This window comes from Pseudomonas sp. 1152_12 (assembly GCF_052850675.1).
Window position 1 is genome coordinate 53,789 of record NZ_VXCW01000015.1, and the last position, 20,976, is coordinate 74,764.

At 57.5% G+C, this 20,976-nt stretch carries 14 protein-coding genes, 1 tRNA gene and 1 pseudogene; 8 read left to right on the forward strand and 8 right to left on the reverse strand.

Annotated features, from left to right (window positions below):
* Positions 1 to 6: 6 nt before the first annotated feature.
* Entirely contained in the window at positions 7 to 567 is a 561-nt protein-coding gene (gene pgsA / locus FW764_RS24000; RefSeq protein WP_446436047.1) for a CDP-diacylglycerol--glycerol-3-phosphate 3-phosphatidyltransferase, read from the forward strand.
* A 63-nt stretch (positions 568 to 630) separates the two neighbouring features.
* Positions 631 to 706, forward strand: a tRNA-Gly gene (locus FW764_RS24005).
* Between the two features lie 927 nt (positions 707 to 1,633).
* On the opposite strand, the pseudogene FW764_RS24010 reads toward FW764_RS24005, so the two are convergent.
* The 4 genes and pseudogenes from FW764_RS24010 to FW764_RS24025 form a co-directional block, all read right to left on the reverse strand.
* A pseudogene (locus tag FW764_RS24010) lies at positions 1,634 to 6,988 on the reverse strand (GH36-type glycosyl hydrolase domain-containing protein); the annotation flags it as partial.
* A gap of 369 nt (positions 6,989 to 7,357) precedes the next feature.
* On the reverse strand, positions 7,358 to 9,580 hold the full coding sequence (locus tag FW764_RS24015) for a response regulator (protein WP_446436048.1): 2,223 nt from the start codon (positions 9,578 to 9,580) through the stop codon (positions 7,358 to 7,360).
* Between the two features lie 409 nt (positions 9,581 to 9,989).
* A complete protein-coding gene (locus FW764_RS24020; RefSeq protein ID WP_446436049.1) occupies positions 9,990 to 10,637 on the reverse strand; it encodes a BON domain-containing protein in 648 nt (215 codons plus the stop codon).
* Positions 10,634 to 11,431, reverse strand: coding sequence for a PRC-barrel domain-containing protein (locus FW764_RS24025; RefSeq protein WP_446436050.1), 798 nt, complete (start codon positions 11,429 to 11,431; stop codon positions 10,634 to 10,636). Before FW764_RS24025 ends, FW764_RS24020 begins: the two co-directional genes overlap by 4 nt.
* Positions 11,432 to 11,712: 281 nt before the next feature.
* Here FW764_RS24025 and FW764_RS24030 point away from each other — a divergent pair, with 281 nt between their 5' ends.
* Both FW764_RS24030 and FW764_RS24035 read left to right on the forward strand, forming a co-directional pair.
* On the forward strand, positions 11,713 to 12,477 hold the full coding sequence (locus tag FW764_RS24030) for a Crp/Fnr family transcriptional regulator (RefSeq protein WP_446436051.1): 765 nt from the start codon (positions 11,713 to 11,715) through the stop codon (positions 12,475 to 12,477).
* A 9-nt stretch (positions 12,478 to 12,486) separates the two neighbouring features.
* Positions 12,487 to 13,182: an HAD family hydrolase gene (locus FW764_RS24035; RefSeq protein ID WP_446436052.1), complete on the forward strand. Its 696-nt coding sequence runs from the start codon at positions 12,487 to 12,489 to the stop codon at positions 13,180 to 13,182.
* Here the strand turns inward: FW764_RS24035 and FW764_RS24040 are convergent.
* Genes FW764_RS24040 through tpiA form a run of 3 tightly spaced genes read right to left on the reverse strand, consistent with a single transcriptional unit; the run spans position 13,169 to position 17,477 of the window.
* A complete protein-coding gene (locus FW764_RS24040; RefSeq protein WP_446436053.1) occupies positions 13,169 to 14,200 on the reverse strand; it encodes a class I fructose-bisphosphate aldolase in 1,032 nt (343 codons plus the stop codon). The two genes, FW764_RS24035 and FW764_RS24040, sit on opposite strands and share 14 nt — an antisense overlap.
* Positions 14,197 to 16,584 (reverse strand): phosphoketolase family protein, encoded by a 2,388-nt coding sequence (locus FW764_RS24045; protein WP_446436121.1) that lies wholly within the window; start codon positions 16,582 to 16,584, stop codon positions 14,197 to 14,199. The genes FW764_RS24040 and FW764_RS24045 overlap by 4 nt, the downstream gene beginning before the upstream one ends.
* Positions 16,585 to 16,619: 35 nt before the next feature.
* The gene (gene tpiA, locus FW764_RS24050) at positions 16,620 to 17,477 is read right to left on the reverse strand and encodes a triose-phosphate isomerase (protein WP_446436054.1); all 858 of its coding nucleotides are present in this window, start codon (positions 17,475 to 17,477) and stop codon (positions 16,620 to 16,622) included.
* A 210-nt stretch (positions 17,478 to 17,687) separates the two neighbouring features.
* On the opposite strand from tpiA, the gene FW764_RS24055 reads away from it, so the two are divergent.
* From FW764_RS24055 to FW764_RS24065, 3 genes are all read left to right on the forward strand, one after another.
* Entirely contained in the window at positions 17,688 to 17,831 is a 144-nt protein-coding gene (locus FW764_RS24055) for a hypothetical protein (RefSeq protein WP_446436055.1), read from the forward strand.
* Positions 17,832 to 17,947: 116 nt separating this feature from the next.
* On the forward strand, positions 17,948 to 18,202 hold the full coding sequence (locus tag FW764_RS24060) for an Lpp/OprI family alanine-zipper lipoprotein (protein WP_446436056.1): 255 nt from the start codon (positions 17,948 to 17,950) through the stop codon (positions 18,200 to 18,202).
* On the forward strand, positions 18,156 to 18,617 hold the full coding sequence (locus FW764_RS24065) for a hypothetical protein (protein ID WP_446436057.1): 462 nt from the start codon (positions 18,156 to 18,158) through the stop codon (positions 18,615 to 18,617). Before FW764_RS24060 ends, FW764_RS24065 begins: the two co-directional genes overlap by 47 nt.
* A 25-nt stretch (positions 18,618 to 18,642) precedes the next feature.
* Here FW764_RS24065 and FW764_RS24070 read toward each other — a convergent pair whose 3' ends face one another.
* Positions 18,643 to 19,347, reverse strand: coding sequence for a VIT1/CCC1 transporter family protein (locus FW764_RS24070; protein WP_446436058.1), 705 nt, complete (start codon positions 19,345 to 19,347; stop codon positions 18,643 to 18,645).
* 184 nt (positions 19,348 to 19,531) lie between these two features.
* Between FW764_RS24070 and FW764_RS24075 the strand changes: the two genes are divergently transcribed.
* Complete coding sequence (locus FW764_RS24075; RefSeq protein ID WP_446436059.1) at positions 19,532 to 20,914, forward strand: NAD-dependent succinate-semialdehyde dehydrogenase; 1,383 nt, start codon at positions 19,532 to 19,534, stop codon at positions 20,912 to 20,914.
* Positions 20,915 to 20,976 lie beyond the last annotated feature (62 nt).

The window sequence follows — 20,976 nt, forward strand, 5'->3', positions numbered from 1 at the left end:
GTGCCGATGAATATCCCTAATCTGATCACCGTTCTACGCGTCCTACTCATTCCAATTTTCATTTTGTTGTTCTATTTGCCGTACGAATGGAGCTATGCCGCCTCCAGCTCGGTGTTTGCATTTGCCGCCGCGACCGACTGGCTCGACGGCTACCTGGCACGTCGACTGGAGCAGAGCACGCCGTTCGGCGCGTTCCTGGACCCGGTAGCCGACAAACTCATGGTGGCCGTCGCCCTGGTCCTGCTGGTGCAGGAACACGGCAACTTGTGGTTGACGCTGCCGGCCGCTGTGATCATCGGTCGTGAGATCGTCGTTTCGGCCCTGCGCGAATGGATGTCGGAAATTGGCGCCCGCGCGCATGTTGCCGTCTCCAACATGGGCAAATGGAAAACCGCTGCGCAAATGCTCGCGCTGGTGATTTTGTTGGCGAACCCTTCGGACTTCTCCTTCTGGGTCCTTACCGGCTACGCCCTGCTGCTCATCGCCGCCGGCCTGACGTTGTGGTCCATGCTCCAGTATTTGCGCGCCGCCTGGCCACATCTGCGCACCACCGTTGAAAAGAAATAAAACTTTTTTGAATCAAGGGGTTGACGGGTTCTGATAATTCTATAGAATGCGCATCACCAAGACGCGGGAATAGCTCAGTTGGTAGAGCACGACCTTGCCAAGGTCGGGGTCGCGAGTTCGAGTCTCGTTTCCCGCTCCAAGATTCAGAAAAAAGCGCCACTCAATGAGTGGCGCTTTTTTGTGCGTGACATTTACAAGCGGCATTGTCATTACTGTCGGCATCTGCCCATGCATGCTCAGAACGGTTGTACTCACCACGAAGCCTATCAAGCCGACCAAGCGAGTAAGTAAACCAGCAGTACCATTGAGCGATAGCTTCTACCGAAGAAGACAACCAGCAGGTAGTGTAAAAAAATCAGTAAAGTTTCAGTTGAAAATGGTCATTTCTCCCTCAGAAACTTTACAAACCTGATTTCAGACGATTAGCCACGTCAGGACTGATGGACTCACCGTCCGCACCACATCTGCTAGCCCGCAGCTTCCGGATAAGCGTGCACACTTCCGAGCGACATCGACGTGGGCACCATGATATCAATTCAGTAGCCTCAAATGACGTCCTCCGAGCCTCATGCTTTTTTGAGGTGCCCACGGAGCGGGCCAACATTTTCGATGGAGGTTAGCTGTGCGTAGGATCATCAGCATCCGGGCGACAACCCCCGCGTCCAGGTTTCGTCATAGGTCGCGATCTGCGCTATGCCGTTGGTGTCGAGTTCCCCGTCGGGATGTTTGGCCCGATCGAGGCATCACGCCGGTTTGTCGATGGACGCGAGCTCTGGCTCTTGAAGCTCCGCCAGTTGGAACGCAGATCGAAGCGCGCCAGGGTCGGTTCAGCTACGGCGGTTTAGCGGGTGTGGCGAAAGCCGGTGTCGGGGTGAACAGGCCGACCCAGCAGTTAACCTTTCGGCCTTAGCGAGACGCGCAACAAACATGCCCGTTGGTGCTTGCGCCGAGCTATCGGCATGGGGGCTTAACTGTTTTGCCCTATTGCCGTGATTGCTTGATGCCCGCCATGGCACTCGCCCGCGTGGCGGGCATCTAGTGATCGCCCGCCTTCGCATTTTCTAGCTCATGCGCCCCTCGCGAAACGACGACACTCAACGTTAACCCGGTGTTCAACAGCGTCATCGATTAGCAAGAGTGCATCTCCTTCAACTGGTGTGCCATCAAGCGTCATTGAAGTGGAGTGGGTGGTGCCTTGGGTTATTTCAAAATGGTACTCGGTCTGGCCGAATCGGTAAGTCAGTGTGAAACCGGGCCAGTCCTGCGGGATCAATGGCTCTATTTTGAGCCGGTTGCCATTGCGCTGCAGGCCTAGCAGCGACTCCATACCGAGGCGATACATCCAGCCGGCCGAGCCTGTATACCACGTCCAGCCACCGCGCCCGGCGTGGGGCGCCAGACCATAAACGTCGGCGGCCATCACATAGGGCTCGACTTTATAGGTGTCAATCCTTGCACTGTTAAGAGGGGTCGCAGGGTTGATCAAGTTGATCAATTCCCAGGCCTTCGCAGCATCGCCCAATTGAGCAAACGCCATGGCTGCCCAGACTGCGGCGTGGGTGTACTGCCCACCGTTCTCTCGCACACCTGGCACGTAGCCCTTGATGTAACCAGGGTCTTGTACGCCGTTGTCGAACGGCGGGTCGAGTAGCAGAATGGCCCGAATTTCAGGTTTTACCAGATACCGGTCAAGCGCCTGCATTGCCAAGTGCTGGCGTTTTAGCGAGCCAACGCCGGACAGGACTGACCAGCTCTGGGCAATGGCGTCAATGCGGCAGTCGTCGTTGACCGATGAGCCTAGGGGCTGGCCGTCGTCAAACCATGCACGCCGGTACCAGGCTCCGTCCCACGCCGATTTTTCCAGGCTGTCGCTTAGCCGCTTGACGTGTTCGTCACAGCGTCGCGCGAATTCTTCATCGCCGAACTGTTGCGCGACATTGGAGAAGCCTCTGAGTACATGACAAGAGAAAAATCCCAGCCAAACGCTTTCTCCCTGTCCCAAATAACCGACGCGGTTCATGCCATCATTCCAGTCACCGCTGCCGATCAACGGCAGTCCATGCTCGCCCCGACGCAGACTGTGTTCGATGGCCCGTACACAATGCTGATAAAGGGGCTCGCGCAAGTCCGAGATACCCGGCAGGTCGTAGTACGACTCTTCTCCACTGTTCAGTGCGCGTCCCGCCAGATAGCCAGCAGGCTCTGCGAGCACCGACAGATCATGGGTGACTTCCACATAGCGGTTGGTGGCCGCCACCAACCACAGGAAATCGTCTGAGCAGGCTGTGCGCACGCCGCGATTCAGCGGCGGGTGCCACCAGTGCTGAACATCGCCTTCCTGAAATTGATGGTTGGCGCACAACAGTAAATGGGCACGTACGGTTGCAGGGTCGGCATGAATCATTGCCATGCTGTCCTGGAGCTGATCGCGAAACCCGATGGCGCCCCCCGATTGGTAGTAGCCGCTTCGGGCCAGGAACCGGCAGGCGATGACCTGGTACATCAACCAGCCGTTGAGCATGACATTCAAACCGGCTGACGGCGTTTTCACTTGGATCACCGAAAGCAACGAACGCCAGTGTTCTCGAACTTTCTGCAATTGCGTGGCTGCGACCTGCGCACCCCGGTAGTTTTGTACCAATTGGGTGGCTGTGAGACCGGTTTTTTCAGCACCCATGCGCAGAATCACTTCCGTGCTTTCTCCTGATGCAAGTGCCACCGCTACCTGGATCGCCGCACAAGGGTCCATGCCGCCGCCGAGGCGTCCGGACAGCCCCGCATGCTGCATAGCGGCGGGGGATTGAAGCGTGCCACTGCGGCCGATGAACTCGCTACGATCACCGGTGACGGTGTGGTCAATGCCGTCGGTATCGAAAAATGCCACACGCTCACCGAATTCGACTGAGTGAGCATTACGGGCAAACAGTGCACCACTGGCCGGGTCGGATTGGGTCACGACGTGCATCGCTGACTTGCTGCGCAAATCGCCCAACACCCATTCGATGTAGCCCGTCACAGTGAGTTTTCGGCTGCGGCCGGACAGGTTGCGCAGAATCAGCCGTGAGAACTTGATCGGCGCATCCAGCGCTACGTAAACCCACAACTCGGTCTTGATGCCATCTCCTTCATGCTCGAAAACGCTATAGCCAAAACCGTGGCGCGTCTGGTAGTTACCCGTCCCGGGGCAAGGCTTGGGTGTGGCGGACCAGAAATGCCCGGTCTCTTCATCACGCACATAAATAACTTCGCCGCTCAGGTCGGTGACAGGGTCGTTGTGCCATGGTGTGAGGCGGTATTCATGTGCATTTTCCGCCCAGCTGTAGGCACTGCCGGACTCGGACACGACGGTGCCCAGCTGTGCGTTAGCGATGACGTTTACCCACGGCGCAGGTGTGGGCCCGGTAGCCGTCGCGTTAATCACATATTCGCAGCCGTCCTCGGTGAAGCCGCCATAGTTGTTGCCCAGTAACAACGGGCGAGGGACAGGCGGTAACCGCGTTGCCGCTGGCGCGGGAAGGTACTGGCGGGTTGCAACGAATGGAGCGTACACCGGTGCCACGCGTCGGCGGTTGACTTGCTCGGCGATAGAGCCCAACCCTTCGCTGAGCACCAGCCATGCGACAGAGAGAAACAACGTACGATCTTCACTCGACATCTGCTGGGCGGTACGCGCGAAAATCCCGCCGGGATGATCCATCAATGTCGCTTCGCTGCCGGAGGTTACAAGCCCCATGATCGCGTCCTGCAATTGCTGGCGGTAACCGCTCTGGTCTTCATTCCAGATCAACAGGTCCACGACCAGGCCTTTTTGGCGCCAATAGGCGTGGGCCTGAATCATCTTCTGGACCAACTCGAAGTTCTCCAGACTTTTCACCTGTAAGAGCACGATCGGCAAGTCGCCGGAAATCGACTGCCCCCAAAGCCCTTGCTGATTACGCCGATTGCTCATCAATACTGCGCTGTCCGGGCGCATGGCGGCGTTGGCATAAAGCAGCGAAGAGGCCATTTGTTCAAACAGGCGTGCGTCGGCGTGTGAAGCATTGAGCTGGCGCAACAGAACTTGGCTGTGGGTCCAGGACAAATCGAAAACCCGATCAGCCAAGTGCCGGTCACGGTATTTATTGATCAGCGAGATACAACCTTCGCGGTTATCGGCCACGCCGGTCACCAGATCGATAGTCGCCTGCTGGCCTGCTTGCAGAGTGACACGGCAGCGGATCGCCACGATTGGGTCAAGTACCGCGCCTTGGCTTCCCGATAATTGCTCACACCCGGGCGCTAAAGCCGCAGGGGCTCTGAGGCTGAGGCCTCGACCGATAAAGCGGGCGCGATCGGTTTCATAGGAGATGCTGTCGATCTCCACCCCGTGGGCTGCCAGCAAGTGGCACATCCACGGCGTGCTCTCAGTGCTGGACCGAGGGCGGCGACTGCAAATGATAGCTTGCAGCGGTAACAGCAATTCGGTCTGCACAAACAACTTGCTGAACGCGGGATGCATCGCGTCTGTGATGGGGGGGGCCAGCACCACTTCGGCGTAGGTGGTGATCTCGAACTTTCGGGCAGAGGCGCCGCGATTGGTGATGTGTAGCCGACGCAGCTCAATGTTGTCTTCTGGCGAAACGACGATTTCCATATGGGAGTCGTAATCCAGTTCCAGCGCACGAAACTCTGCGCGTGCATCGCTGAAAATGGCCTCTTGGTTCTCTGTTCGACGCAGTGTGGGTTGAAACGCAGCCGACCAGAATTCGCCGGTCGCGATGTCGCGCAAATAGCAGAACGTACCCCAGTTATCTTGGGTCGTGTCCTCGTGCCAACGTGTCACTGCCATGTCATTTCGACGACTGTAGCCACCGCCTGCACTGCTGAGCATCACGTGATAATTGCCGTTTGACAGCAACTGAACGGCGGGGCGCTTGCTCCCTGGATGGGCAAACAACCGCAATGCGGTGTCCTGGCTCTGGGTAATATCACCCAAGGCGGGTGGTTGTGCGGTTTGCAGGTAATGCTCTGCAGCTTTGGGCACGCGCTCTTGCAGTAACAGCAGGGCAGATTGCAACGTCAGGTCTGATTCGAATCGCCGCTGCATTGGCTGATTGAGTAGCACACTGCTCAGCGCCAGCAAGCTCATCCCTTGATGGTGGGCCATGAAAGATTCTACAAGGGCAAACCGCTGGCCTCGCGGCAGTCGTGCTTCAGTGTAATCGACGGCCTCAAAAAGCCCGTAACGGCCGGCGGCGCCCTGACGAGCGAGACGTTGCAGGTTTTTGCAGGCGGCGTCGGCGTTGACCATCAGCGCCAGCGCACTGGCGTAAGGTGCGATCACTACGTCATCGCTCAGGCCGCGCTTGAGGCCAAGTGCCTGTACGCCAAACGCGCGATATTGGTAATTGAAGTGGGTATCGAAGGTGTAGTAACCCGACTCCGATACTCCCCAAGGAATGCCGAGGTTTTTGCCCTGTTCGATTTGTATGCTCACCGCCGCCCGACAGGTCTGGTCGAGCAGGCTGCCCTCATAGTTAGGCATCACCAGCATCGGCATCAGGTATTCGAACATCGACCCTGACCAAGACATCAAGGTCGGCACACCAGCATATTCCCCCAACAGTCGGCCAAGCGTAAACCAGGCCCGCTGAGGAATTTGGCCTTGAGCAATCACAACGAAGTTGGTCAGGCGTACCTCGGAAGCCAACAGGTCGTAGTAGCCGGCGTCCAATCGCCGTTCTTCAACGTTGTAACCGATGAAGAACAGATCACGTTTGCTGTCGTAGAGAAACGCAAAATTCATCTGGGCGAGGCTGCCGGTCAACTTGATCAGCCGGTCCAGCACATTGATGGACTCAGACGCAGCATCACGCACCGCAGTAATACGAACATGCTGTTCGATGGGCCAATCGTCACTGTTGAGCTGTGCCAGCTCCCGCAACGTTTCACGCCGCGGCGCGTGGCCGATCAGAGGGGCGGGGAGTTGATAGCGATCAAGCGCCGCGATCCAGTCATCACATTGAGCCGCGAACGCCTGCTGCCAGTAGCTGATTTCACCCTCAGTTCTTGCCGGTATCGCCGCAACGATGCTTCGCGCGGCGTGTAGCAGGGACAGCAAGGCAGGGGCGTCGGGTGATTTGGTTACCCGCTTCAAGATCGCGTGCAATGGCTTGAGCGGGTCGCTGAGTTCTGGTGCTTCAGCCAGTGTGTTCAACGTGTCACGCAGGCCGGTGACAACTGAAAGGTCGAAAAGTGGTTTGTCCGGTACTTGCACCAAGCCTGCCCGTAAGGTCAGCAGCAGCCCCGCCAGGTTGCCACTGTCAACCGTAGAGATGTATTGCGGCCTCATTGGCAGGAGGGTTTGGGTGTCATACCAGTTATAAAAGTGCTGCTGGTAACGCTCCAGCGCGTCCATGCTATCCAGTGAGGCGGATAGGCGTCAGATGCAGGCAGCGCCGGTAAAGTGCAGTGACTGCCACCGGTCCAAGAATCGGTGTGAGCACTGCGCGTATCTCTTCGAGCGTCAGTGCTAACGCGTCCGCCAGTTGGTCAGCGTTTTCTCGACCGGTTCTAACTGACTTGAGCATAGGTGCACGGCGCCTGGGTTAATCACTTGACATGAGCTTCTTCACTCATCTGCACCAAACGGGTTAATAAAAGGTCACGGTACTGGCAGGCGAAAACCCTGCAGCTCGTAAACCCAGCTCGAAATGATGTCGGCTAGCCAGTGCGTCGTCTGTCTGTTGGCGTACATAAGGCACGCCATGACTGTGGTCCCTGGAACACGCGAGCAGCGTGCCGACGAAACCTACGCTTTAGAGGACTTACCCCTGAAGGTCGACTTCGCTGGTGTCTTTGAGGTTGCCGCCAGTGCAATACGCGCCAGGGCTGGAATCGATTTTGAATGGGTACGCGTCATGATCGACGCGCGATGGTTCTCGACCGTGCGTTGGCTGATTCCAAGTTCGACGGCAATGTTTTTGCTCGGATGCCCGGCAAGCACCATGTCCATGATTTGGCGTTGCCGCAACGTCAAGCTGTTAATGCAGTGGGTAGCGTTCTGAGTCCATGCCATCTTTTTATTGACGTCCAGCGAGTACTCCAGCGCTCGCGCAACAGTGTGCAGCACTTCATGACGACTAAAGGGCTTTTCAATAAAGTCACAGGCGCCGGCTTTCATGGCATTAACGGCAATTGAAATTTCCCTGCTATCGCTGATCATGACGGCTGGCAGATCATCGCCATTACCTCTCAACCGCTCTAGAAGCTCTAAACCCTGCATGCCGGGGAGGTGTGCATCAACCAGCAAGCAGGCACGCAGACCGGGGGAGTAGTCCTCCAGAAACGCCTCGCATGAGGCGTAATCTCGAACCCGATAGTCTTTGGACTCGAGTAAACTTCGGATGGTATTGCGAAAGAAATCGTCGCGATCGACTACGAATATGGTCGATGCCTCTTTACCGGCAGGGTCGACGCACGGGTGTTGTTCGTACTCGACGTTTGCCAAACGCTTCTGATCAAGTAGAGAAGCAATAACGAATACAATCTCTTTTAGCTTCGCCGGTTTATTAAGTTGAGAGCAGTGTTCAAAAGCCACGTCATGGGAAGTTTGCCGAGAGATATCACCCGTCAGAATGATGGCAGGCATGAAGCGACGCAGTGTTTTGCGCAACTGATTGATGACCTGTAAACCATTTAAAGAACCCGGCAAATTAAAGTCAGCCAGTATCAAGTCAGGTTGTACGCCACCGTGTGTGACCCTCTCCAGGGCGCTCAGTCCGTCGGCGGCCATTTCCACTTGATAACCTTCGGACTTGAGCAACATGCCCAATAACTCCAGCAGCTCCACGTCATCCTCAATAATGAGGATCACTTCACCGTCATGGGTTTTACCTTTCTCGTTTGGATCAGCGTCTGGCTGAGTGGGGCTCAACGACATGGCCGGATGGTAAAAAGTGACATCGATAGAAAATACTGACCCGCGGGTGTTACCCGATTGCGCTCGCAGGCGATGCCCCAACACCTTGCACAACCGCTTGACGATAAACAAACCGGTAGTGTTTTCATTGGACGCGTTGGCGATAGGTGCACTGTTATCAAGGTAAGACTCCACTGTCGGCGTGGGTATGCCGATGCCCGTATCCCAGACTTCAATGCTGAGCCACCCTCCATGACGGCGGCAGCCTAATAATATGCGGCCCTCATGGGTGTATTGCAGTGCATTCGACAGCAAGATACGCAACATTTGCTCGAGCAGGCGCGGGTCACTTTCCACGATGAGCTGACACGGTACGACCTTGAGTTTTAAACCTTTAGCGCCCGCTTTGTAGCCGAACTCCTCAGCCAGTCGTTCCAGTAAGTCACTGATGCGAAAGCTGACTATGTTGGCGCGATTAGCAGCCGTTTCAATGTGGTTGATATCCAGAAGCGCATTCAGCATGCCGGACATTGCACCCACCGTTTCGCCGATTCTTGCGGTCAGCTTTCGGGGTTGCTCATCGTCAAGCAATCCCAACAACAGGCCCTGCAATAACTTGAGTGTCTGCAACGGCTGACGAAGTTCATGGCTTGCCGAAGCGAGAAAGCGCAGGCGATCGGCACTCGCCAGTTCGGCGTGCTGCTTGGCAATTTCGAGTGCTTTGGACATCTGCTTTTTGTCGCCTATGTCCGTAAAGGTAATGACCACGCCCTCAACAAAATCGTTTTGCTGGTTGTAGGGCGAAATACGCCGGGTAAAACTCACGCCACTGTGCGACTCGACGTCGCGCTCCAGTGGAACCCTGTCGCGTATGACGGTTCTGGCGTCATCCAACAAATTAATATCGGTGGCCATCGGGCGAAGGTCAGCCAGAGGTCGTCCAATGTCCTGATTGAGAATGTTGAACAATGACTGACTGGCGGGAGTGAACAAGCGGATATTCAGATCGGCGTCTAGCAAAATGGCTGCAATGTGGGTGCTGTGCAGCACATTCAACGCCATCTGAGAGGTGGCCCGTTGCTGTTCCAGTGAACCCCGAAGCTGATCGTTCATCTCCGTAAGTTCATTGTTCAGCGAGTGCAACTGATCAAGGGAGTTCGGGGCAGTAACGTGAGGTGAAGCCCCCTGTTTTGAACGCAGCGTTGCAGCGTCGGCTGAAGGGGATGGGGTGACCTCCTTGGGCGTGGCCGTTCCAACGTCGAGTGGAAGGCAAACAGGCATTTTGATTGTCCATATCACAGCGTTCCGAAGGAGCGCTCCTACCACGGAGCCTACACTCCTTTGAGTGATACGCAATGTCCTGCCAGCAGTGCTATGTCATTCCAATACCGTTTGGGGCCGACTAACCGCCAGCCTGTTGAAAGTTATCCCGACTAGGCTGAGGGCGAGCCTGTTGAATGCGAACGTGTCTGCGCCAGATTCTCCGACCGGCGGTGGCTGCCTGGCGGCGTAAGGTGTCGAGTCAGTCGATGAGCAGGTGATTTTCTACCTGACTGACACCGGCCACCGCCCAAGCTGCTTGCTCGACCGCTTTACGTTCACGCCATTGCGAAACGGTGCCTTCAAGGGTCACTTGATTGCCATGGACAGTGACGCGAATTTTGCTTACATCCAGTCCAGCACTTCGTGTCAAAGCTGCGTCGATGAGCTTTTTGATGTCTTGAGTACTGTCTTTAGGCTGTATGGCCAAAAGATTGTCGATACCGACGACACCTTGCAATTGTTCTATAACGTTCTGCACCGCTTCTTTCTGGTACTGCCATTCTACGTGTCCCTGGATCGTCACCCATCCGTGCTGCACCTTGATGTGAATGGGCTCATCGGACACTGTCGTGTTCCAGCGAACCAGGTCCAGGCAACGCGAGGCGATCACACTGTCTTCAACAGCGTCTGGTCCTGATACTCGGACTTCCAGCTCTTCGGCCAGCGCCACTACACCTTTTATGGCCTGGACGGCGCCTTCAACCGCAATTTTTTCAGCGTAGGTTCTTACATGGCCTGTCAGCACAACAACACCGCTTTGCAAGGTGACACCGATCGCGCCGGCGTCGATGTGCGGTAAGAACTCCAGCTCGTCCAGAATACGTCTACGTAACGTAAGGTCACTCATGTCTTGTCCTCTGGATGGAAAACCTGTGTCTCTACAAGGGTTTCAACCTGCCAGTAGCCCATACGCCCGTAGTGCTCGTATAGCTTCGACTCGCGTTCGCGGTTCAACTGTTGCGACGACTCAAAGGGTGGCGATGCCTTGATCGACGCACAGTCGAGGTCGACAGTGACGGATCTGTCCGCCCAACTGATCTCGTCAATCCACTCAGGCGCAATCAGTACTTTGTGTCCGATCCACCAATGGCTGGTGTTGATCACCAAATACTGAATTGCCCAAGTGTCCTCATTGATCAGCAGGCTTTCGACATGCCCCACTGCGCCATCAGTGGCTTTGATGTGATAACCGATAATTGCTTTGCAACTGCGTAAATGAGGGTCGTCGCCCTGATGGCGCGCACGCGCTTCTTCGACTTCGCCCCCTGGCAGCCCAAAACCTTCTGGTTCTGGGCCGGCGTTCCAAATATTGGCGCCCACCCAGTAATACGGATACCCGTAGTAACTCAGGTATTGCATCTCGTGCTGCCGAGACACAGGCTTATCAGTATCGATATCGGGGCTGTTTTTGACTTGTTCCTGGGTGATTGCGACCTGCAATCGTCGCTGCTCCCACTCGGGGCGTTGTATGGAAAACGCGCTGATGAGGACTTTACGGCTGAAGAACCAGGCACCGGTCTCGACAATGAAGTAACGGATTACCCACGCTTCATTGTCGAAGTAGAAGTCTTTCACTTCCCCGATATCCCCATCGGTCGCCGCGATGGTGTAATCCTTCAGGTCTTGCATGCTTCGTAACATAGGACTGTCCTTTGTTGAGCATTGATCAATGTCTTTAGCACAGAGCACCGCGGCAGGCCGAGTGTGGCTAACAACACTGTGTGCCCTACGCCCCCTGGCGTCTGTGCGGTGACGCACGCTCACCATACGGAGCGCCCTGACGTCGCCCCCGTTCTCTGGCGACCGCTCACCTTCGCCACCTCCAGCCTTTCGCGCCAGTCCACTAGGTAGTTTCCGAGGCTACTCACGGGTGCAGCACGCGACTACCTTGATAGGACGCGTCCAGCAAAAAGGCTACTGATATGTCCGAGACACCGAGCCTCCAAAAAAATCATCTGCTGGCGGCACTGCCCAGCGAGGTCCGCCGTCGTCTGATCCCTCACCTCGAATTGGTGTCATTTCCCGTTGGTAAAGTCCTGTATGAGCCCGGCGATGTCCTGCGCTATGTCTATTTTCCGACCGACTCCATCGTTTCACTGCTTTACGTCATGGAAAACGGAGCGGCGGCCGATATTTCGGTGGTGGGCAATGAAGGGTTGATCGGTGTGGCCTTGTTCATGGGCGGCGAGAGCACTTCGAGCCGGGCCGTCGTTCAATGCGCCGGTTACGCTTACCGGCTGAGGGCGCAGTTGCTCAAGGACGAGTTCAATCGCCACGGCGAAATGTTGCAGCTGACGCTGCGTTACACCCAGGCCTTGATCACTCAAATGGCCCAGACGGCGGTCTGCAATCGCCATCACTCAATCGATCAGCAGCTGTGCCGCTGGCTGTTGTTGTCGCTGGACCGTCTATCCGGTAACCAACTGACGATGACCCAAGAGCTCATCGCCAACATGCTGGGTGTTCGTCGCGAAGGGATTACCGAGGCCGCCCGCAAGCTGCAAAAGCTTGGCGTTATTGACTATAGCCGCGGCCTAATCACCGTGCTGGACCGCCCCCGGCTTGAGTCACTGAGTTGCGAGTGCTACGCCGTGGTCAAGCATGAGACCGACCGACTGCAGCCCTATGTTCACCCAACCCATCTGAGCAGGCCTGTTTACCCTGCCGTCGCAGCGCATACTCAGTGAGTGATCGCCATGACTGAACGCGAAGTGGTGTTCTTGCTGGACGTCGACAACACCTTGCTCGACGGCGACCGTGTCGTGGTCGACTTTCACAACTATTTAAAGCAGCAATTGGGCAGTACCTGCGCACGGCGCTATTGGAGCATCTTCGACAGATTGCGCAACGCGCTTGGCTATGTCGACTACCTCGGCGCCTTGCAGCAATACCGGCTTGAACTCGAACACGGTGATGCCAACGAACAGCAACTGATGATGGCGGCCGCCTTTTTGATTGACTACCCGTTTGCTGATCGTATCTATGCTCGCGCTTTAGAGACCCTCGTCCATTTGGATCAGTATGGGTCGACTGTCATCCTGTCCGACGGCGACATCGTGTTACAGCCGCGCAAAATACAACGCTCGGGGTTGTGGCAGGCCGTGCAGGGGCGTGCTCTGATTTATGTGCACAAGGAAAAAATGCTACCTGCCGTGCAGCGCCATTATCCCGCTCGTCACTACGTGATGGTTGACGACAAACTGGGCGTTCTGGCTGCGATGAAGTCGATATGGCGGGAGCGGCTAACCACCGTCTTCATTCGCCAGGGCCACTATGCACTGGACTCGAAGATTATCGCGGCACAACCGGCTGCGGATATCACGATCGAATGCATAGGCGATCTCGTTACGCTCGATCGCTCACACTGGGGCCCACCGGCTATACATCGCTGATGGCCTCCATCGCGGCCGAGTAATTGCCTTGCTGCGCCGCACTGTTACAAGCGGCGCGGTGCTCCAGCATCCTCTGCGCTTGCACCACGTTGCCGGGCTCGCCGCGCCAGATCTCGAGTGCTGGCTGTTGAATCGCTCGCGCGAAAGAAAACGTTAATGCCCAGGGCAGGCGCCACTTGTAACGCTGGTTCATCGCGTTCAACCTCGCGGATGCGAGCTCGGCACTTTGGCCGCCTGACAGGAATGCGACGCCCGCCAGCGCAGCGGGCAGAGCACGCAGGAGGCTTGTCACGGTGGCATCAGCCACCTTGTCTATGTGGTCTTGCTGGGAGCAGTTCAAGCCCGGTAGGAGCATGTTGGGCTTCAGCACCATACCTTCCAGGAGTACGCCCTGAACATGCAGTTGCTCGAAAACCTCGTGCAGCACCCGCAGGCTCACGTCGGCGCAACGCTGCAGTGTGTGGTCGCCAGTCATCAGCACCTCAGGCTCAACGATGGGCACGAGCCCGGCTTCCTGGCAAAGGGCCGCGTAACGGGCCAGCGCATGCGCGTTGGCGGCGATGCAGGCAGTGCTGGGAAGACCCTCTTGTATCGAGATCACCGCACGCCATTTGGCGAAGCGCGCACCGATTGCAGAATAGCCTTGCAGCCGCTCGCGCAAACCGTCCAACCCTTCCGTGATTTTTTCGCCAGAGTGGCCAGCCAGAGGCTTCGCGCCGGTGTCGACCTTAATGCCTATCACGATGCCCGCGTCCTCCAGTACCTTCACGAACGACGTACCATCGGCGCACCGCTGATGGATCGTCTCATCAAAGAGAATCACGCCACTGATGCTGTCGGCCAGCCCCGGCGTGGTGATGATGAGCTGGCGCCATGCGCGTCGTGATGCTTCGGTCTGTGGAATGCCGAGCGCGGCGAAACGCTCATTGCAGGTTGGGGTACTCTCGTCCATCGCTAGCAGCCCCTTACCGGTAGCGAGCATGAGGCGTGCCGTATCGACAAGTCGTGCCGCGTTCATGCGTACGCCTCCCACTTCCAGTTGAGGATTTCGGGCAGGTCTTCGCCGTGCTGTTCGATGTAAAGCTTATGTTCGACAAGCTTGTCCCGAACCTTCTGCTTCAAGTAGTCGCCTTTACTGCCTAGGTGAGGCAGGCGGTCGACAACGTCCTGCACCAAATGGAACCGGTCCAGGTCGTTCTGGACCCGTATGTCAAAAGCCGTGGTAATCGTCCCTTCCTCCTTGTAGCCGCGCACATGCAGGTTGCGGTTGTTTCGCCGATAGGTCAGCCGGTGGACCAGGCAAGGGTAGCCGTGGAAAGCGAAGATGATGTGCTTGTCCTTGGTAAACAGCGAGTCGTAGTCCGCATCACTCAGCCCATGCGGGTGCTCGCTGGCCGACTGCAGCTTCATCAGGTCGACAACGTTGATCACACGGATCTTCAGCTCAGGCAAATGTTCGCGCAGGATGGACACGGCCGCCAGGACTTCCAGAGTTGGCGTATCGCCGCAACAGGCCATCACCACATCCGGTTCTGTGTCCTGATCGTTGCTGGCCCATTGCCAGATCCCAACCCCCTGAGTGCAATGCACCACGGCTTCATCCATGGTCAACCATTGAGGTAACGCATGCTTGCCGGCGACGACGACGTTGACGTAATTGCGGCTACGCAGGCAGTGGTCGAAGGTCGACAGCAGGCAATTCGCATCAGGCGGCAGATAGACGCGAACGATGTCGGCTTTCTTGTTGATCACATGATCGAGGAAACCCGGGTCTTGGTGGGTGAAGCCATTATGGTCCTGCTGCCAGACGTGCGAAGCGAGGAGGTAGTTCAGTGAGGCGATCGGCCGGCGCCACGCCAGCTCCTTAGTGACCTTGAGCCACTTGGCGTGCTGGCTGAACATCGAGTCGATGATGCGGATGAACGCCTCGTAGCTGTTGAACAGCCCGTGCCGGCCGGTCAGCAGATAGCCCTCCAGCCAGCCCTCGCATTGGTGCTCGCTGAGCATGGCATCGAGGACGCGCCCGGCAGGCGCAAGAAACTCGTCGTTCGCAACACTGGCGGCGTCCCATTGGCGATTGGTCACCTGGAAGACGGCGCCGAGCAGGTTTGACAATGTTTCATCTGGCCCGAAGATGCGAAAGTTATGCGGGTTGAGCGTGACGATATCCTTGAAAAAATCACCAAGGACCCAGGTGTCTTGCGCAAAAACAGCACCGGGGGAGGGCACATGAACCGCATGTACACGAAAGTCCGGCATCTGCAGATCGTGTAGCAACAGCCCGCCGTTTGCGTTTGGGTTGGCGCCCATGCGCCGCAGGCCTTTGGGGGCCATGTCGGCCAGCTCAGCGATCAGTCGCCCGCGTTCGTCGAACAGCTCCTCTGGCTTGTAGCTTTTCATCCAGCATTCGAGCTGCGCCAAGTGTTCAGGGTGATTGCCATCGACCACCAGCGGCACCTGGTGCGACCGAAAGGTGCCCTCAATCGGTAGCCCGTCGACGACTTTCGGCCCCGTCCAGCCCTTAGGTGATCTAAGCACGATCATCGGCCAGCGAGGTCGCGTGGCCGCACCATTCTCGCGGGCACGCACTTGCAATTGCTTGATGTGGGCGATGGCTTTGTCGAGGACGCTGGCCATCAGTTCATGCATCGTCGCAGGGTCATCGCCTTCGACAAAGTAAGGGGCCCAGCCGCAGCCGCGCAGGAACTGTTCCAGTTCGTCAGGCTCAATGCGTGCCAGTAGCGTGGGGTTGCTGATCTTGTAGCCGTTCAGATGCAGAATAGGCAGTACCGCACCGTCGGTCACCGGATCCAGGAACTTGTTGGATTGCCACGCGCTGGCCAACGGTCCGGTCTCGGCTTCACCGTCGCCAATCACACAGGCAACTATCAGGTCGGGGTTATCAAAGGCGGCACCGAAGGCATGGCTGAGGGAATAACCGAGTTCCCCACCCTCGTGGATCGACCCCGGCGTCGTGGGCGCTACATGGCTGGAAATTCCCCCCGGAAACGAGAACTGCTTGAACAGCTTCTTCAGTCCCGCTTCATCCTGGCCGACATTCGGATAGACCTCGCTCCAGGTACCTTCGAGGTAGACATTGCCGACAATGGCCGGGCCACCATGGCCGGGGCCCGCAATGTAGATCATGTCCAGATCGAGGCGCTTGATCACCCGGTTCAAATGCACATAGATGAAGTTCTGACCAGGTGTTGTGCCCCAGTGACTGACAACGAGCGGCTTGACGTGTGCCATCGTCAATGGTTCGCGTAGCAGTGGGTTGTCATAGAGATACATTTGCCCAACCGAGATGTAATTCGCAGCTCGCCAGTAAGCGTTTATTCGCCACAATGCTTCTGCGTCCAACGTGGGAACATCGGTGGCCGGAAGCCTTGCGACGTCCATGCCTTCAGGCTCTGGCCGTAACGTCAGTGCGTCGTTCATCGTCTCTGTTCCTTTGGTGTAGTGGGGGGATGCGCAGGCACCACCGGGGCGGCGCGGCAAATCGCAAGAAAATCCGCAGCCTTCAGACTGGCACCACCGACCAGCACGCCACCGACTTGCGGCAGCCTCAGGATGGCGTCGGCACTGCAGGGGTTGACTGAACCGCCATACAGGATCCGCAGCTTTTGACCTTCTGTACCCAGACGCTGGGTCAGGCATGCCCTGATGTGCGCATGCATTTCTATGATCTGCGAGTGGGTAGGCACCTCGCCGGAGCCGATGGCCCAGAGTGGCTCGTAGCCGATCACGGTGTTGGACGCTGTTATGCCTTCGGGCACGCTCCCGGTGATCTGCGTGGCACAGACGGACAAGGCTTTGCCTGCCAGTCGCTGTGTGTGCGTTTCACCGATGCAGATGATTGCCAGAAGGCCAGCGCGCCAGGCCGCATTGGCCTTAGCTGCTACGCCTGCATCCGTCTCCCCGTGCTGCTGACGGCGTTCCGAATGCCCGACGATGACGGCGCGAGCGCCAGCATCCTTGAGCATCTCTGCGCTGATGTCGCCGGTAAACGCGCCGCAGACTTCGGCACTGCAATCCTCGCCACCGATGGCGATGCGACCGGTGGCCGTCACCACGGCTCGCGCGATCAGGGTGGCGGGCAAGCAGATCAAAGCGTCGATCGGTGGCGGCGTTGCATTGACTGACGCGGCCATCGCTTCGATCTCGCTGAGCTGTTCCGCAAGGCCATTCATCTTCCAATTTCCGACGATCAGTGGCCGCATGCGGCGCTGTTCCGACAATGCGTAATCAGTGTTCGGCCACTGAATATCTTCTATTGGGCCAAGCATCACCATGGAAACCAACCCCGGCCCATGTGCCGTTCACGCCAGTAGACAGACACCATTGTCGCTCTCCTTCCCGAACTCACGTCCCTTGGTCCAAGCGTGAAGATGCGCCTAGGCAAGGCTTCGTTCTGTGCGGTAGCACACACGGCTCAATGACCGACAGGCAGTTGCGTGAGCAGGACGACAGCAACAGGGTCAAACGTAGACGTTGTCTTCATCGTGGAGTACTCCATACGTACGCCACGGTGTCGGGTTTCCAGCCTGCTTGGGCTCAAGCGTCAACCCCCGAAAGTCTACAAAGGCGCGATTGATCCTTGTGTGTTGTTCAAGGCGTTCAAGGCACTGCATGACATCGGCAACTGATTTCGCACCGGCCTGAGTAGTTTCCGAGCCTGCTGCGATATCCCTTAAACGAATACTGTGAACGTCGCGTTACCAGCAAAGCCTGCACCCACCCCTGAAAATAGAGGAGCGACACCATGAGACGGCTCATTTTGATCACGTCATTAATCGTGAGCTTGGTTTTGACCGCTGGCTGTGGCTATCGGCGACAAGAAATTGATGCGCGGATCAGTGGCGCTGAAGACATGGCGACGGCGGCACGGGTGCACGCGGATGAGTCATCAGCAAAGGCCGATAAGGCCCTGCAGGCGGCTCTCGCTGCCAAGAAGTCTGCGGATGAGGTCAATGAGCGTGCGCAACTCACCCTCAAGAAGGCCGGACGTGTTAATTAATCGCGGCGGATGTGGGTCAGCGGGGGTTATTGCCTCGCTCGGACTGGCAGGGGCATGCCTGGCCGGGTGCAGCCATACGCCTGCTCAAACCGGCGTGACCACACCGGACTCGATTGAAAGTCTGAGCCAGCCTCGCATCAAGGTAGCAGTCGCCGCCAAGGACGAGCACATCGCCAAGACCAAGGCGCTTGCCGGGCTCGAGGGCGCAGGGTGGGTGTTCGACCCGGTCTACGCGACGGCGGTGAACATTGCTGGACGTGATCTTGCAGTGTGTGGTTTCGCTCGCCAGCGAGGCACGCAAAACTCGGCCTATTTCGCCTACTACAACGGCGAGCTGTTCATTTCAGATGAAAGAGCGCCTGCGGGTGTCAGTGTCGAGAACGAGTTCCTGACACTGATTTGCTCCTATTCCTGAATCATCCAGGATGACAGGTGCAGCGTTATACGACTGCGCCAAATAGCCGGCCGACCAGCGCGGTAATGATCATCGCCAGCGCCCCCCAAAATGTCACACGCCAGGCGCCTGCCAGCAACGGCGCGCCTCCGGCCTTTGCGGCGACAGCCCCCAGGGCCGCAAGAAACACAAGGGACATGATCGATATCCAGAGGATCACGTTTTCAAGCGTCACCATCAAGGTGACCGCAACGGGCAACGCAGCGCCAACAATAAAACTCATCGCCGAGGCGAATGCAGCCGAGAGGGGTTTGGCGCTCAGTTCCTTGGAGATCCCCAGTTCGTCCCGCGCATGCGAGCCCAAGGCATCATGTGCCATCAACTGGACGGCCACCTGCCTGGCGAGCTCGGGCTCAAGGCCACGTCCGACATAGATCTGGGCCAGTTCCCGGTGCTCAGCCTCGGGCTTGGTCTCAAGCTCTTTCTTCTCTTTGAGCAGGTCGGCGTGCTCGGTATCTGCTTGGGAGTGCACCGACACATACTCGCCCGCCGCCATCGACATAGCGCCCGCCACCAGCCCTGCGATACCCGTGACGATGAGTGTGTGGTGGGTCGTGCTGGCGGCAGCAACGCCGATCAGCAAGCTGGCGGTTGAGACAATTCCGTCGTTTGCGCCCAGCACGGCTGCCCTCAGCCAGCCGATTCGGCTGCTGTTATGGGTTTCTGCATGGCGGCGTATGAATCGGGTCATGGGTGTTGGCCTGTTACGCGATGGCTTGGACCCTCAGTGTAGGTAGTTTCCGAGGCTACCCACCAGTCATTCAGACGCCTAACGTGGATGTCTGCACTGTTGCGCAGTCACCTCCTTGGGAGCACTGAGGTGCTCTTAGCCGAAATCCTTCGGCGTGCATCCTCTCACGGGAAAGGCATTCACCATGGCGTATACAAGCGTAAATCCCAGCGACGGCCAGTTGTTGGAAACTTTCGAGTACATCAGCGACCAGGCGCTGGCGGCAAAACTGGCCGCCGCGCAGCGCTGCTTTCAAAGCTGGAAGCACACCTCCTACACGGCACGTGCCGCCATCATTGGCAGGGCCGCTGATTTGATGCGTTCCAGGGCAGACGAATTTGCCCGGCTAGCGACCTTGGAGATGGGAAAACGCATCAGTGAGGCACGTGGTGAGGTGAGCTTCAGCGCGGACATACTGGACTACTACGCGCAAAACGCTGAGCGCTTTTTGATGCGCCGCAAGCTTCATCCTGAAGAAGGGGAGGCGCACATTGAAAGCAGTCCTATTGGGGTGATTTTCGGGGTGCAGCCTTGGAACTTCCCCTACTACCAACTGGCACGTGTGGCCGGGCCGCATTTGATGGCCGGCAACGTACTGCTGGTCAAGCATGCCGGCTGTGTGCCGCAGTGCGCGATGGCTTTCGAGGCGTTATTGATCGAGGCGGGTGCGCCCGTGGGGCTTTACACGAACCTGCTGATATCCCACGAGCAATCGGACAGCGTGGTCGATGATGCAAGAGTCAAAGGCGTTGTCCTGACCGGCAGTGTAGCTGCGGGCCGCAGTCTCGCGGCGAGGGCCGGGGCCAACCTCAAACCGTCGTCAATGGAACTGGGCGGCAGCGACGCCTTTATTGTTCTGGAAGACGCCGACATGGACCTCACCATCAAATGGGCGGTGTGGGGCCGCATGTACAACTGTGGGCAGACGTGCTGCGCCGCGAAACGGTTCATCGTGGTCGAGGACGTCGCCGATGTTTTTATCCAGCGCTTCAGGGCCGCACTGGCGCAGCTGGAGCCTGGCGACCCGATGCTCGAGAGCACGACGCTCGGCCCCCTGTCGACAGAGTCGGCCCTGCAACAGTTGTTGGTGCAGGTTGATGATGCGGTGTTTTCCGGTGCAGAGGTACTGCTTGGCGGTGAGCGACTGCATCGTCCCGGTTCGTATATGAGCCCGACCATCCTGACTAACATCGCACCGGACAACCCAACGTTCAGAGGCGAATTTTTTGGCCCTGTGGCGCTGTTTTTCCGGGTCAAGAATGAAGAAGCGGCCATCGCGCTGGCCAACGACTCGGACTTCGGCCTGGGCGGCTCGGTATTTACTGAGGACGTGGGCCGTGGACTGCGCGTCGCCAGCCGGGTAGACACCGGCATGATGTTCATCAACAACATCAGTTGGTCTGATGCCGAGTTGCCTTTTGGTGGGATCAAAAACTCCGGTTACGGGCGTGAACTCGGCGAGATAGGTATCCAGGCCTTCGTCAACCAGAAACTGGTGCGATATGTCGCTATCGACGCACCGGTTTAATGGCCTGCGAAGCCCACAGCTCATGCTGCCCCACCCAGTGGACTGCGCAAAAAAGGATGTTC